Source organism: Delftia sp. GW456-R20 (assembly GCF_001622915.1).
GTDB lineage: Bacteria > Pseudomonadota > Gammaproteobacteria > Burkholderiales > Burkholderiaceae_C > Comamonas > Comamonas acidovorans.
The window spans coordinates 1,780,187-1,794,139 of the sequence record NZ_LWCN01000004.1 but is presented as its reverse complement, the minus strand read 5'-3'; the positions used below and the strand labels follow the sequence as shown (position 1 = coordinate 1,794,139).

14 protein-coding genes are annotated in these 13,953 nt (G+C 67.9%); 6 read left to right on the top strand and 8 right to left on the bottom strand.

What is annotated here, in order from left to right:
• The first annotated feature begins 52 nt into the window (after positions 1-52).
• From A4F85_RS13335 to A4F85_RS13325, 3 genes are all read left to right on the top strand, one after another.
• On the top strand, positions 53-1,780 hold the full coding sequence (locus tag A4F85_RS13335; protein WP_063326851.1) for an acetolactate synthase catalytic subunit: 1,728 nt from the start codon (positions 53-55) through the stop codon (positions 1,778-1,780).
• Positions 1,780-2,547, top strand: coding sequence for an SDR family oxidoreductase (locus tag A4F85_RS13330; RefSeq protein ID WP_063326850.1), 768 nt, complete (start codon positions 1,780-1,782; stop codon positions 2,545-2,547). Before A4F85_RS13335 ends, A4F85_RS13330 begins: the two co-directional genes overlap by 1 nt.
• A 199-nt stretch (positions 2,548-2,746) precedes the next feature.
• Positions 2,747-3,739: a tripartite tricarboxylate transporter substrate binding protein gene (locus A4F85_RS13325; protein WP_063326849.1), complete on the top strand. Its 993-nt coding sequence runs from the start codon at positions 2,747-2,749 to the stop codon at positions 3,737-3,739.
• Between the two features lie 131 nt (positions 3,740-3,870).
• On the opposite strand, the gene arsH is transcribed toward A4F85_RS13325, so the two are convergent.
• The 7 genes from arsH to A4F85_RS31255 form a co-directional block, all read right to left on the bottom strand.
• The gene (gene arsH, locus A4F85_RS13320; RefSeq protein ID WP_082848205.1) at positions 3,871-4,587 is read right to left on the bottom strand and encodes an arsenical resistance protein ArsH; all 717 of its coding nucleotides are present in this window, start codon (positions 4,585-4,587) and stop codon (positions 3,871-3,873) included.
• Positions 4,574-5,005: an arsenate reductase (glutaredoxin) gene (gene arsC, locus A4F85_RS13315; protein ID WP_012204210.1), complete on the bottom strand. Its 432-nt coding sequence runs from the start codon at positions 5,003-5,005 to the stop codon at positions 4,574-4,576. The genes arsH and arsC overlap by 14 nt, the downstream gene beginning before the upstream one ends.
• Before the next feature lie 25 nt (positions 5,006-5,030).
• The gene (locus A4F85_RS13310) at positions 5,031-5,360 is read right to left on the bottom strand and encodes an ArsR/SmtB family transcription factor (protein ID WP_012204211.1); all 330 of its coding nucleotides are present in this window, start codon (positions 5,358-5,360) and stop codon (positions 5,031-5,033) included.
• 89 nt (positions 5,361-5,449) lie between these two features.
• Positions 5,450-6,547: a DNA glycosylase AlkZ-like family protein gene (locus A4F85_RS13305; RefSeq protein WP_063327977.1), complete on the bottom strand. Its 1,098-nt coding sequence runs from the start codon at positions 6,545-6,547 to the stop codon at positions 5,450-5,452.
• Between the two features lie 53 nt (positions 6,548-6,600).
• A complete protein-coding gene (locus A4F85_RS13300) occupies positions 6,601-7,533 on the bottom strand; it encodes a DUF4349 domain-containing protein (RefSeq protein ID WP_016454707.1) in 933 nt (310 codons plus the stop codon).
• Positions 7,534-7,661: 128 nt separating this feature from the next.
• Positions 7,662-8,489, bottom strand: a complete 828-nt coding sequence (locus A4F85_RS13295; RefSeq protein WP_013803533.1) for a hypothetical protein — start codon at positions 8,487-8,489, stop codon at positions 7,662-7,664.
• Positions 8,480-8,614, bottom strand: a complete 135-nt coding sequence (locus tag A4F85_RS31255; protein WP_269447119.1) for a hypothetical protein — start codon at positions 8,612-8,614, stop codon at positions 8,480-8,482. The genes A4F85_RS13295 and A4F85_RS31255 overlap by 10 nt, the downstream gene beginning before the upstream one ends.
• A gap of 227 nt (positions 8,615-8,841) precedes the next feature.
• On the opposite strand from A4F85_RS31255, the gene A4F85_RS13290 reads away from it, so the two are divergent.
• The 3 genes from A4F85_RS13290 (at position 8,842) to A4F85_RS13280 (ending at position 12,308) form a co-directional block, all read left to right on the top strand.
• Positions 8,842-10,086 (top strand): SAM-dependent methyltransferase, encoded by a 1,245-nt coding sequence (locus A4F85_RS13290; RefSeq protein WP_063326847.1) that lies wholly within the window; start codon positions 8,842-8,844, stop codon positions 10,084-10,086.
• A gap of 484 nt (positions 10,087-10,570) precedes the next feature.
• The gene (locus tag A4F85_RS13285; RefSeq protein WP_016453872.1) at positions 10,571-11,344 is read left to right on the top strand and encodes an SDR family oxidoreductase; all 774 of its coding nucleotides are present in this window, start codon (positions 10,571-10,573) and stop codon (positions 11,342-11,344) included.
• 40 nt (positions 11,345-11,384) lie between these two features.
• The gene (locus tag A4F85_RS13280; protein WP_156517021.1) at positions 11,385-12,308 is read left to right on the top strand and encodes a LysR family transcriptional regulator; all 924 of its coding nucleotides are present in this window, start codon (positions 11,385-11,387) and stop codon (positions 12,306-12,308) included.
• Here the strand turns inward: A4F85_RS13280 and A4F85_RS13275 are convergent.
• Complete coding sequence (locus A4F85_RS13275; protein WP_047325819.1) at positions 12,262-13,386, bottom strand: sterol desaturase family protein; 1,125 nt, start codon at positions 13,384-13,386, stop codon at positions 12,262-12,264. The two genes, A4F85_RS13280 and A4F85_RS13275, sit on opposite strands and share 47 nt — an antisense overlap.
• Positions 13,387-13,953 lie beyond the last annotated feature (567 nt).

Genomic DNA, 13,953 nt, shown 5'->3' with positions numbered 1-13,953 from the left:
CCATGGCGAGGGAGCCGCTACGCCTTTTTTTGTTGAACGGAAACCGCAACCCATGTCGAAACCCCTGAGCAACCCTGGATTGAACAAGCAGGACACCGTAGGCCACCTGGTGGCCCGGGTCCTGAAGCGGCACGGCATCACGCAGTTCTTCGGGCAGAGCCTGCCCAGCATGTTCGTGCTGGCCGCCGAGGAACTGGGCCTGCGCCAGATCGCCTACCGCACAGAGAACGCGGGCGGGTACATGGCCGATGCCCATGCCCGCATGAGCGGCAGGCCGGCCGTGATCACCGCGCAGAACGGGCCGGCCGCAGCGCTGCTGGTGGCGCCGCTGGCCGAGGCGCTGAAGGTCTCCATCCCCATCATTGCGCTGGTGCAGGACGTGGCGCGCGACCAGACCGACAAGAACGCCTTCCAGGACCTGGACCACATGGGCCTGTTCAAGCCCGTGACCAAGTGGGTGCGCCGCGTGGACCAGGCATCGCGCGTGGAGGACTATGTGGAGCAGGCCATCATCGCCGCCTGCAGCGGCCGGCCTGGCCCCGTGGCGCTGATGCTGCCGGCCGACCTGCTCACCGAGCCTGCCCAGCCCTCCAGTGTGGCCCGGCCCGCTGCACTGGCCCGCTTTCCGTTGGACCGCGCCGTGCCCGAACGGCAATTGCTGGAACAGGCCGTGGGCGCGCTGCTCCAGGCCCGCGCGCCGGTCATCGTTGCCGGTGGCGGCGTGCACATCTCGGGCGCCAGCGAGGCACTGAGCGCCTTTGCCGATGCGTTGAGCCTGCCCGTGGCCACCACCAACATGGGCAAGGGTGCCGTGGCCGAGACGCATGAGCTGTCGCTGGGCGTGGTCGCCAACTGCCTGGGGCCCAACGGCTCGGGCCGCTACCTGAAGGATTTCGTGGCAGGCGCCGACGTGGTGTTCCTGATCGGCAACCGCACCAACCAGAACGGCACGGACAGTTGGACGCTGTACCCGCGCGATGCGCAATTCATCCACCTCGATATCGACGGCCAGGAGATAGGGCGCAACTACGACGCCATGCGCCTGGTGGGCGATGCGCGGCTGGCGCTGCAGGCCATGCTGGACATCGCCGGGCCGCTGGATCTGTCGGCCCGTACCGGCCAGCGCGCTGCCTTGGCCGCACACATTGCCGAGGGCAGGGAAAGGCACCGGCAGGAATCAGCCGAAGTGCGCCTGTCCAACGCCGCACCCATCCGGCCCGAACGCATCATGCATGAGCTCGACGCCCTGCTGACCGCCGAGGACACCGTGGTGGCCGATGCCAGCTACTCCACGCTGTGGGTCACCAACTACCTGACCGCGCGCCGGGCCGGCCAGCGCTTCCTCACTCCGCGCGGCCTGGCGGGCCTGGGCTGGGGCATGCCCATGGCCATGGGCGCGCGCCTGGCGCAGGACGGCGGCCAGGTGTTCTGCCTGGTGGGCGACGGCGGCTTCGGCCATGTGTGGTCGGAGATGGAGACCTGCAGGCGCATGGGCATCAAGGTCATCACCGTCCTCATCAACAACGGCATCCTGGGCTACCAGAAGCATGCCGAGCACGTGAAGTTCGGCGAGCACACCTCGGCCGTGAACTTCAGCGGCGTGGACCATGCGGCCATCGCACGGGCCTGCGGCATCCACGGCGTGCGCGTGGAATCGGCCGATGCCATCGCTCCCGCGCTGCGCGCCGCCATGGCCGCCGAGCGCTCCACGCTGATCGAGGTCATGTGCACCGAAGACGCCTTTCCCCCCATCACCTTCTACACGCCGGAGAGCCACTGATGAGCGCGCCTGAGAACTTCCCCATCCGCACGGCCCTGGTGACCGGCGCCGCACGCGGCATTGGCCTGGCCACCGCCATCGAACTGCTGCGCGACGGCCGCCGCGTGGTGCTGGCTGACCTGGCCGCGCCCGACCTGGATCTGGTTCCGCAGGAACTGCGTGCCCGGGCCAGCGCCGTGGTGCTCGATGTCTGCGACGAGGCAGCCCGCCAGCGCGTGGTCGCGGACGTGGTGCAGCGCCACGGCGGCGTGGACATCCTGGTCAACAACGCCGGCATCAGCCTCAAGAACGCCAGCGGACAGTCCAACGGCATCCTCGAAGTGGGGCTGGGCGAGGTGCAACAGATCCTGGACGTCAATCTGCTGTCCATGCTGCGCCTGTGCCAGCTGGCGCTGCCGGGCATGAAGCAGCGGGGCTGGGGGCGCATCGTCAACGTGTCCTCGCTGGCCGGGCGCGGCAAGTCCATCGTGGCCGGCCCCGCCTACATGCTGAGCAAGTCCGCCGTGCTGGGCCTGAGCCGCTCCATCGCCTCGGAGATGGGCCAGTACGGCATCACCACCAACTGCGTGGCGCCGGGCCGCATCCTGACGCCGATGGCGCAGCAGGCCGGCGACGAGGTCAACCGCCGCTATGCCGAGCAGATCCCCGTGCGGCGCCTGGGCGAGGCGGCCGAGGTCGGTGCCGCCATCCGCTACCTGTGCAGCGAGTCCGCAGGCTTCACCAATGGCGCGGTGATCGACGTCAACGGCGGCTTCTTCATGAATTGAGGAAGGACGACCCCCTGAGCGGCTGCGCCGCTTCCCCCTCTCGCTTCGCGGGGGGACGGCACCCTCGGTGCGGGGCGGCCCTTCCTCGGTGCCCCCACTTCCAGGGCGTGCCTGTTTCCCGGTCAGTGGGTAGTGCGCAGCACCGTGAAAGCACGACTTCCAAAGACGACAGAACCCAAGATCGCAACGAGAGACAACCATGCATGCATATCCATCCCCCGCATCTCGCAGATGCCTGCTTTCGGCCTTCTGCGCGGCAGCGCTGGCGGCCGCAGCCGGCGCCCCGGCGCTGGCCCAGGGCACGGACGCGTTTCCCGAGCGAGAACTGACCCTGATCATCAACTACGGCGCGGGCGGCAATACCGACGTGGCCTCGCGCGCCATCGGCAATGCCATGGAGGGCCTGCTCAAAAAGCCCGTGGTGCCCAACAACCGCGCGGGAGCGCAGGGCACGTTGGGCGTCTCGTCGCTGGCCCGGCAAAAGCCCGACGGCTATACGCTGGGCGTGGTGACGTTTTCGACCATCGCCATCACGCCCCACCTCATGAAGGTGGACTACAAGGTCGATGACTTCGACTTCATCGCAGGCGTGGCCCGCTACCGCTATGGCGTGGCCGTGCGCGCGGACTCGCCCTATAAAACCATGGCCGACCTGGTGGCCGCGTCCCGCCAGGGCAAGGGCATCTTCTTCGGCGCGCCGTCCGCGCCCAACAACCTGGCCATGTACGAGCTGGGGCGCAAGACGGGCGGCAGGTTCGAGGAGATCAACTACAAGTCCGGCGCCGAGACCGTGGCCGGCCTGATCGGCGGGCATGTCGATGTCATCGTGCAGAACCCTTCGGACATCGTCCAGCACGTCAAGGCCGGAAAAATGCGTCTGCTGGCCAGCGCCAGCCCCATGCGCTGGAAGGAGTTGCCCGAGGTGCCCACGCTCAGGGAGCAGGGCTACGACGTGGAGATCGACTCCTGGATCGGCCTGGCCTACCCCAAGGGCGTGCCCCCGGCACTGCGCGACAGGCTGGAACGCGTCGCCATGGCAGCCGCCGAGGGGCCCCAGGTGGCTCGCGTCTTCGAGTCAGCCGGCGTGGACCCGGCGCCGCTCACCGGCGCCGAATACCGCAGGAAGCTGGTCCAGGGCCATGAGTCCATGGGCGCGGCCATCAAGGCGGCGAATCTGCCGCGCATGAACTGAGGGCGGTCCGGCTGCCTGCCGGCCTTGATGCACGGGTACTGCTGCAGCATGTGCCGAAAGATCATGAAAGGCTATTCGTCGGCTGGGGAGCACCCGCGCCCGTGCCAGTGCCCGTGCCCGCGTGCGCTTTGCTAGATGCTGCCCTGGTTGACCCGCCGCGACAGCGCCTCGGCGCTCTCCCTGCGTTCGCTGTACCGGTCCACCAAGTAGCCGGTGCAGTCGCGCGTCAGCAGGGTGAACTTGACCAGTTCCTCCATCACGTCCACCACGCGCTCGTAGTAGGGCGAGGGCTTCATGCGGCCTGCGTCGTCGAACTCCTGGTAGGCCTTGGCCACCGACGACTGGTTGGGAATGGTGAGCATGCGCATCCAGCGGCCCAGCACGCGCATCTGGTTGACGGCGTTGAAGGATTGCGAGCCGCCCGAGACCTGCATCACGGCCAGGGTCTTGCCCTGGGTGGGACGCACGGCGCCGAAGGACAGGGGAATCCAGTCGATCTGGGCCTTGAGGATGCTGGTCATGGCGCCGTGGCGTTCAGGCGAGGTCCACACCATGCCTTCGGCCCAGCGGGCCAGCCCATGCAGTTCGCGGACCTTGGGGTCGCTGTCGGGCGCCGCATCGGGAAGGGGCAGGCCGTGCGGATCGAAGATGCGGGGCTCGGCACCCATGTGGCGCAGCAGCCGGGCAGCTTCTTCGGTGAGCAGGCGGCTGTAGGAGCGCTCGCGCACCGAGCCATACAGCAGCAGGATGCGGGGCGCGTGCGTGGCCCGTGCCTGCGGCAGCAGCCGCTGCAGGCTGGGGGCGTCAAACGATTGCGGGTCCAGGTTGGGCAGTTCAGTGATTGGCAACACGTTGTCCTTTCGCGTCGATGACGGCCTGGCCGTCTTCCTTGGAGAAAGCCCCTTGCTGTGCGCCAGGCAGGATGTCCAGCACGGTCTCGGACGGACGGCACAGGCGCGTGCCCAGCGGCGTCACCACGATGGGGCGGTTGATGAGGATGGGGTGCTGGAGCATGAAGTCGATCAGCTGGGCATCGGTCCATGACGGCTCGCCCAGGCCCAGTTCGTCGAAGGGCGTGCCCTTTTGCCGCAGGACATCGCGCACGGGCAGGGCCAGGGCGACTAGCAGCTGCTGCAGCGTGGCGCGGTCGGGCGGTGTCTTCAGGTACTCGATGACGGTGGGCTCTTCGCCGCTGTTGCGGATCAGGGCCAGCACGTTGCGGGACGTGCCGCAGGCCGGGTTGTGATAGATGGTGATGGTGCTCATGGCGGTCTCCGTAACCGTGTGGGAGTCAGGCGGCGGCGCCGCAGGCGGGCGCATCGGCCACAGCGCAGGGGGCGCCCTGGCAGCAGTTTTCGGTGAGATAGGCGAGCAGGTCGTTCATGGCGGCAAAGGCCGCCCGGTACAGCACATTGCGGCCCTGGCGCTCCTGGCTCACCAGTTGCGCATGGGACAGCTCCTTCAGATGAAACGACAGCGCATTGGGCGCGATGCACAGCTGCTCGGCCAGCGCGCTGGGCGTCAGGCCCTCGGGACCGGCAACGACCAGTGCGCGGAACACGCGCAGCCGCGCTTCATGCGCGAGGGCGGAAAGGGAGCGGATGGCTTGGGTTTCCTGCATACGTCAATGATACAAGAAATGTTGAAATATTGAATTGATTGAGCGCATTCCCGCCGGCCCTGCGCCGAAGGGCGCGCAGGGCGGGCATCTCAGCGCGGCGCCAGGAACAGCTCCATGCGCTGCAGCTCCTCATCCAGCGCGCTGCGAAAGGCGGCATCGCCGGGCGCCGTGCCGGCCACATAGCCGAATGACGGCTCCAGCCGGCCGTCGCGCGCCTGGAGGTTGGCCCAGCCGATCACCTGGCCCTGCCAGAGCATGGGCAGGGCGTAGTAGCCCAGCTGGCGCCGGGCCGGTGGCGTATAGGCCTCGAACTTGTAGGTCCAGCCCCAGAGCAGCGTGAAGCGGCGCCGGTCCCAGACCACGGGGTCGAAGGGCGCGAGCAGGCGCAGCCGCTCGTCGAAGGCATGGCGGCGCGAGCGCGGGTTCTCGTCGGCGGGCCAGTACCAGGTGGTTCCGTCGATGCGGCAGCTGGCCAGTCGCTCGCGCGCCAGCCGCAGCGCCGCCTGGGTCTGCTGCGCCAGATGGGGGGCGCCGTAGCCCAGCAGGCGCACCAGGTAGGTCAGGCTGGGGGCCGGCAGCGGTGCGTACTTGCGCACCACCAGGTCGATCAGCGCGGCGGCGCGCCGGGCGCTGGCGGCGGGGCTGTCGTCGGCAGGCGGGTGGGCGATGGCCTCGTAGACGCGCGTGCCGCTGTCACGGCGCTTGACGCGCAGCAGGCCGCGGTAGTGCATGCCGTCGAGCAACTGCGTGCTGGCGCTGCCCGAGCCGCCCCAGTAGTTCTTCACGCTTCCGTGCGAGAAATGCTGCTCCACCTCGCGCGGATGCACGGTGCCGCGCTCGCGCACGAAGGCCAGCACCTCGGCGGCCTTGCGCTGCGTCTCGGCATCCCAGGCCTTGCGGGCCTGGCGCGGGTGCATCAGCGCCAGGTGCTCGCTGGGCAGAAAGCCGTAGTTGACCAGGCAGTCCTCGTCGATCGCCAGGCGCGCGTAGCGGCGCTCCAGGTCGCCGGCGCGGTAGTCCTTGACGCGGTGGCGCAGCGTCAGGTCCTGCGCCCGGGCCGGGGCGCGGATCGGGTCTGCCTGCACAAAACCCAGGCGCTGTATGGCCGCAGGCAGGGTGGTCGGTGTGAACAGGGTGCGCGCCACGGCATGGCGGCGCAGGTCGTCAAGGCTCGGTTCGGTGGGCATGGCTTGATTGGAGCACGGCAGGGCCGCCGTACTTCCTGATCCTGCCGTGCCGCTCAGGCCTTCCTGGCGCGCCTGCGCCGCCACAGCGCGCGCAGCACCCAGCCCAGCGGCAGCACCACCAGCACCAGCCAGGGCAGCACGGCCGCCACGAAGGTGATCAGGGCGGCCATGCTCTCGCCCAGCACATGGCCGGCATCGCGCAGCGCGCGGCCTATGGGGCTGTAGCTGGTGCCGCCCTGCACCAGGGCGCGGGTGGGCGTGAACTGGATCTGTATGTGCTGCTTGCTGGTCTGCTGCTCCAGCACCTTGCGCTGGGCGGCCATGGCGTCCAGCTCGGCCTGCGTGTCCGACAGCGTGCGCTGTATCTCCAGCAGGTCGGACATGGTGCGCTTGGTCGTGGTGTCGCGCAGCATCAGGCGCAGGCTGTCGCGGAACTCGGTACGGTTCCTGATGCGCGCCTCCACGTCGATCACCTCGGCCGTCTTGTCCTCGCTGATGGTGTTCTGCGACACGATGGTGGCCACGCCGGCCAGCGTGCCCAGCAGCCGCTGCACATCGGCCGGCGCCACGCGCATCTCCAGCATGGCGTTGCCGGGCTGCTGGGGCGTCTCGCGCAGCAGCGATGCCGACAGCAGCTCGCAGCGCAGCGTGGCACACAGGTCGCGCACCTGGCCCCAGGCATCGGCCAGCTGCGCCTGCGGCACTTCCACGTTCAGCTCCTGGCGCACGGCCAGGAAGCGCTGGGCCATCTCGTCCTGTGCCGATGTCTCTGGTGCGGCTGCTGCCGCATCCTCGGCCTGCACGGTGGCGGCGCGGCCTTGCTTCATGCCGGCGCCGCCCGCCATGGGCGCGGGGGCGGGCGCAGATTCCAGGGCTGCCGTGTCATGCCGCTGGTTGCAGCCCGCAAGGGCCAGCGTGGCAGCCAGTGCCAGCACGGCCGGCAATGCCATGCGGGAGGGCAGAGTGGAAGGCCGGGGATGCGTCATGAATTTCCTCTTGAAGACAGGCAAGAACAGGCCGCTGTCAGGACTCAAAGCTCAGGGCTCAGGGCTCAGGGCTCAGGGCTCAGGGCTCAGGGCTCAGGGCTCAGGGCTCAGGGCTCAGGGCTCAGGGCTCAGGGCTTGCCGCCGGGGCCGAACATGGTGTCCACCTCGGACTGCAGCTCGAAGATGTCGGACACGGTGTAGAGCCAGTCGCCCTTTTGCAGATGGCCGGGGTCCGGCGGCGTCTCCACGCAGGCCTTGACCAGGGTGAACTGGCCGGCTGGGTCGGGCAGGAACTTCAGGCCCGATATGGAAAACCGCGCCACCCGCCCCACGCCATCGTTGTAGCGCCGGCCCCGGGCGCGCACGTCGGCCAGCTCCGCCATCTGCGGCAGGTGGTCGAACACCGCGTCGTAGAACTCGACGATGGGGCTCTGGTTCGTCCTGGCGCAGCCGTGCACGTACAGCGCGTGGAAGCGCCCGTCCAGCTCCATGGCCACCACGTCGGCCGCGCGGTAGAAGGTCAGGCTGTCGGGCAGGCCCGGCGAGCGTTTGGGCGGCGCGGGCGGCGTGTCCAGGAAGTCCTGGCGGATCTGCGCCGACTTGCGAAAGAAGTCATCGCTGAGCGCCACCTCGGCATTGAGCACATCGATGGCCGTGCGCGCCGCCGCGTTCAGGCCCGCGTCGGCCAGGCCGTTCCTGTGCAGCACGATGGCCAGGGCCAGCGCCGTCTTGTGCCGGTACAGGGCGGTTGCCTTGGCATCACCGGCCTGCAGCACGCAGCTCCAGCGCCGCAGCAGGGGCGGCAGCGCATGGCCGCCGTAGTTGGCCGCGATAGCGGCATCGTGCCGGCCCAGCGCAAACGTGCGCGCCATCACGCGCGCCACGTCTTCCTCCAGGGTCTGCACCAGGGTGTCGGCTGCCAGCTTGGACAGCGCCTGGGTATGGGTCATGGCCATGGCGTCACTGGCTCCAGTTCGATGGCAGGTTCCTGAAATCCGGCCGGCAGGCCATAGCCGCCGGTGCTGCGTTGTTCGTTGCGGTGCTCGATGCAGTGTTCGATGCTCAGGTCAAAGGCTTGCATGGGTCTGTCGCAGGCGCTTTCGCGCCGGGGCAGTTGGAACGCCGGCCAGTGTGCCCCAAGCCGGGCCGCTGGCGGGGTGTGGGCGCCATCGGGTCTGTATCGATCCGCTACCGGCGCGGGCTCCCGGCCTGACGTCTTGCCGTCACATGAACCGGCAAGACTGGTCATTTGCTTTTCATGCGGGTCATGTCAAAAGGGGGGCGCCGCCAGCCCCGGGGAGATGCAAGATGCTCTGGGACAAGAAGCTCAGGCGCTGGGCCGAGGCCGTGCGTGCGCAGGCCGATCTGCCGGCGCGGCTGGTGCTGTGGAATGGCGAGCAGTTCGACTTCGGCCGCTTCGAGCAGCCGCGCGTCACGCTCACCGTGCGCAGCGCCTCGGCCCTGCCGCTGCTGCTGGACCCCAGCCTGGACCACCTGGGCCAGGCCTATGTGAAGGGCCAGATCGACATCGACGGCCGCCTGCCCGACGTCATCGACTTCGGCTATGCGCTGGCTCGCCGCATGTCCAAGACCCAGGGCGCGGGCAAGGGGCCGGGGCGGCTGGCGCTTGCGGCGCGCGCGGCCAGGCGCTTTCGGCACAGCCGCAGCACGGACCGCGAATCCATCCAGTACCACTACGACGTCTCCGATGACTTCTACCGGCTCTGGCTGGACGAGGGCATGGTCTATTCCTGCGCCTACTTCGAGAACGGCGACGAGGACCTGGCCACCGCCCAGCGCAAGAAGCTGGACCACATCCTCACCAAGATCCGCCTGCAGCCCGGCCAGCGCCTGCTGGACATCGGCTGCGGCTGGGGTGCCCTTGTGCTGCGCGCGGCCCAGCACTTTGGCGCGCACTGCGTGGGCGTGACGCTGTCGCGCAACCAGTTCGAAGCGGCCACCGAGCGCGTGCGCGCCGCAGGCCTGGCCGACCGCATCGAGATCCGCCTGCAGGACTACCGCGACGTACAGGGGCGCTTCGACCGCATCACCAGCGTCGGCATGTTCGAGCATGTGGGCCGCCGCAACCTGCCCATGTACTTTGCGCACATGCGCGAGCTGCTGGCCGATGACGGCCTGGCGCTGAACCACGGCATCACCTCCACCGATGCCGACGTGGGCGCCACGGCCCTGGGCGGCGGTGCGTTCATCGACCGCTATGTGTTTCCTGATGGCGAACTGCCCCACCTGAGTCTGGCGCTGGAGGGCATGCAGCGTGGGGGGCTGGAGGTGCTGGATGTGGAGGGGTTGCGGCGGCATTACGTGCGCACGTTGCAGTTGTGGCTGGAGCGGTTTGAGGCTTGTGTGCCGGAGATTCGGGCGTTGGTGGAGGAGGAGAGGTTTCGGATTTGGAGGGTGTATTTGGCGGGGTGTGCTTATGCGTTTGAACACGATGACGTGTCTATCTTTCAGGTGGTTTGTCGGAGGGCGGGGCAGGGGGCTGCTTCGTTGCCTTGGTCGCGGCGGTATATGTACGAGCGGACCTTGTCGTGAGGCTTGTCTTGTTCGTCTGGCGTGACGCGGGTTTGGCTTTTTGACCCTGCCGGGTGGTGTTTTTTCGAGGCCGGGTCTCGGCCCGGCGGCCGACCTACTTTCCTTTGTTTCGCCAAAGGAAAGTAGGCAAAGCAAAGGCGACCCGAATGCCCGCGACCCCTTCGCTGCGCTGCGGGGCAACCTGCGTCGGGCCGCCTGCGGGGTTCGCCGTGAAACTCACTTCGCGCTGCGCGCTCCGTTCAGACAATCACGGCGAGTCAGATGACGAAGCAGTCCTGTCCTGCGGCAGGACTGCAACCCCGCAGGCGGCCCGACGCAGGCGCGGGCATACGGGAGGGGGAGCGGAGCGGGCTGCCGGGGGCAGGGGTCGCTGGCGCGGCTGATTGTTCTGGTTTTCTGGATGATCCATCCCGGCTGCGCGGGTTTATCGCGGGGGGCGGGCTGCCTAAGCTGGGTGCTTCATCCAAGCACAAGGAGCGTTTCCATGGCAGACCATTCCATTCGCGGCAAGGTGGCGCTGATTGCAGGCGGCGGCAAGAATCTGGGCGGGCTGATTGCCCGTGATCTGGCGGGGCACGGCGCGCGGGCCGTGGTGGTGCACTACAACAGCGAGTCTTCCCGGGCTGAGGCAGAGACCACGGTGGCCGCAGTGCGTGCGCTGGGCGCAGAGGCCGTGGCGCTGCAGGGTGACCTGACGCGCGCTGGCGCTGTGGAGCGGCTTTTTGCAGAGGCCGTGGACGCCGTGGGCCGGCCGGACATTGCCATCAACACCGTGGGCAAGGTGCTCAAGAAGCCGCTGATGGAGATCAGCGAGGCGGAGTACGACGAGATGGCTGCCGTCAACGGCAAGTCGGCGTTTTTCTTCCTCAAGGAGGCGGGGCGCCATGTCAACGACCACGGCAAGATCGTGACCCTGGTGACCTCGCTGCTGGGCGCGTTCACGCCGTTCTATTCTTCCTATGCGGGCACCAAGGCGCCGGTGGAGCATTTCACGCGGGCGGCGGCCAAGGAGTTCGGGGCGCGGGGCATTTCGGTCACGGCCGTGGGGCCGGGGCCCATGGACACGCCGTTCTTCTACGGCCAGGAAGGCGCGGACGCCGTGGCCTATCACAAGAGCGCGGCGGCGCTGTCGCCGTTCTCGCCCTCGGGGCTGACGCACATCGAAGACGTGGTGCCCTTCATCCGCCACCTGGTCAGCGACGGCTGGTGGATCACCGGGCAGACCATCCTGATCAACGGCGGCTACACCACCAAGTAGGCCAAGTAGAAGGACTGCTGCACGGACTATGCTGCGTCCCATGGACCGACTCGACCGATACCGGATCTTCATGCAGGTGGCCGAGATGGGCAGCTTCATCAAGGCCGCCCATGCGCTGGACCTGCCACGCGCCACGGTGTCCGCTGCCGTGCAGCAGCTGGAGGAGCAGGTGGGCGCAAGGCTCTTGCACCGCACCACGCGCCAGGTCAGCCTCACGGCCGATGGCGCCCAGTTGCTGGAGCGTGTGCGCCCGCTGCTGTCAGAGGCCGAGGACGTGGAGCAGATGTTCCAGGCCCGCACGCGCCAGGCCACGGGCCGGCTGCATGTGGACGTGCCCAGCCGCATCGCGCGCCGCCTGCTGGCGCCTGCGCTTCCGGGGCTCATGCGCCGGCATCCGGGGCTGCAGCTGGTGCTGGGCTCGTCAGACCGCGCCATCGACCTGGTGCAGGAAGGCGTGGACTGCGCCGTGCGCGTGGGCACGCTGCATGACAGCAGCCTGGTGGTTCGCCCGCTGGGCTGCATTGCCCTCATCAACTGCGCCAGCCCCGCCTACCTGCGTGAGCACGGCCTGCCCGAGCAGCCGCAGGACCTGCTGCACGGCCACTGGAGCGTGGGCTATGCCTCGCCGCGCACGGGGCGGGAACTGCCCTGGGAATGGAGTGGGGCGAGCGATGTGGATGGAGTGGATGGGCCGCAGACCCTGGCCGTGCCCAGCCGCGTGGTGACCAACAACGCAGAAAGCTATATCGCCTGCTGCCGCGCCGGCCTGGGGCTGATCCAGATCCCGCGCTATGACGTGCAGCACCTGCTGGACACGGGTGAGCTGGTGGAAGTGCTGCCCGCCCACCGCGCAGCGCCCATGCCCGTGGCGCTGCTGTACCCGCACCGCCGCCAGCGCTCGCGCCGGCTGGCGGTTTTCATCGACTGGTTCGAGGCGCTGATGCGGCCGAACCTGGAGCCGTAGGCGCAACCCCGGCCGCCCCAGTCACCGCAGCCGCCCCGGCCGCAGGATGGGGCTGGGCCCCATCGTCGTCATGAATGGGCCGGTAGCCCGGCCCGAAGGACACATCGCCCAGCCGCCAGCCCTCGCGCCGGCGAAACGCCCCCCAGAACCGCTTGAGCGTATGCCACTGCATGGCCACCAGCCCGCGCTCGTTGTCGGCGTCCACCTCGGGGTCGCTCACGCCCGTGGGGCGCACGGGCTCGTCGGTGTACAGCGCCGTGCCAAACAGCATGTCCCACCAGGGCAGCACCTGCCCAAAATTGCAGTTGTGGCGCGTGGGCCGATCGGGGTCGCGCAGCATGTGGTGGTGGCGGTGGAACAGCGGGCCCACCAGCACCCGCTCACCCACGCGGCCCAGCCAGCCCAGGCGCAGCCGCACATTGGCGTGCGAGAAGTTCTGCACCAGCTCGCTGAGCAGCCCCAGCAGCGCAAACTCCGAAGGCTCCACCCCCATCGCCAGCCCCACCGTGGCCAGGATGAAGGACTGCAGCATGCCGTCCAGGTAATGGCTGCGGTCATTGCTCCAGCAGCTCATCTGGCGCTGGCTGTGGTGCATGCTGTGCATGGCCCACCACCAGGGAATCACATGCTGGGCGCGGTGCATCCAGTAATACACCAGGTCGTAGACCACGTAGTACACCAGGAACAGCGCCACCGGATGGTCCGCAAACCACGGCACCCAGTGCTTGAGCCCCGTCGCCTCCTCGGCCGCCGGCCCGCCGCCCAGCATGCTGGCAAACGGCATCAGCACCAGAAAACTGAACAGCGGAAACAGCCCCAGCAGCATCAGCAGCGTGTAGTTGCGGTCCACCGTGGTCAGCCGCCGGTCGCTCCAGCGCTCCGCCGGAAACAGGCTCTCCAGCGGCCGCATCACCCCCGCGATCAGGAACAACTGCAGCCCGGCAATCAGCACCGCCTCGGCAATCTCACGCGGATCGCCGGCCGCCTGGGCGATGTCCAGCCAGTGGACGGTGGGGGTTACGGCGTGGGTGGCGAGCCAGGTGATGGCTGCCTGCCACAGCTCGGTCAGTGAAGTCATGTCTTGTGCCTGCAAGAAGGGCCGGGGGAGGGCTGGGGGTTGCGGGCGGGATTATGGGGTGGGGGTGTGGAGGGAGTGTGTGGGGTAGGTAGGGGTCATTTTTATGAGGTCGGTTTGCAATCAACCGTTACTGCTGGCAGTGGCATAACCAGCTACCGGCTACTTTGCTGCAGCAGCGGCCACCTAGACTCACGCCATGTAGGGTCGGCCGTTGTTACAAGTGAACTACGCAGCATGTAGGCAGATTCGCCGCTCCAGGGATAGACCTCCCTTCTTACTTCCTCCTCCACTGGCTCAAGCTTGGCCTATGGCTTATTAAATACCTTGTGTATGTGGGAAAATCGACTGATTTGGCAATCAGGTTCCGTCGCAGGCCAAAAACAAAGGCAACCGATGACTTGTTACAGATGGCGAATCCTGACACTCGACGAGGTCGCCGCGTACCTCAAGGCCGAGAAGTGGACGGTCTGTCGCACTGCTCAAAAGGGTGAGATTCCCGCGTTCAAGCTTGGCGGCACTTCACTCCAAGTTGGATAGTTGGATCGCCAAAAGCTTCAACAAGAAGAA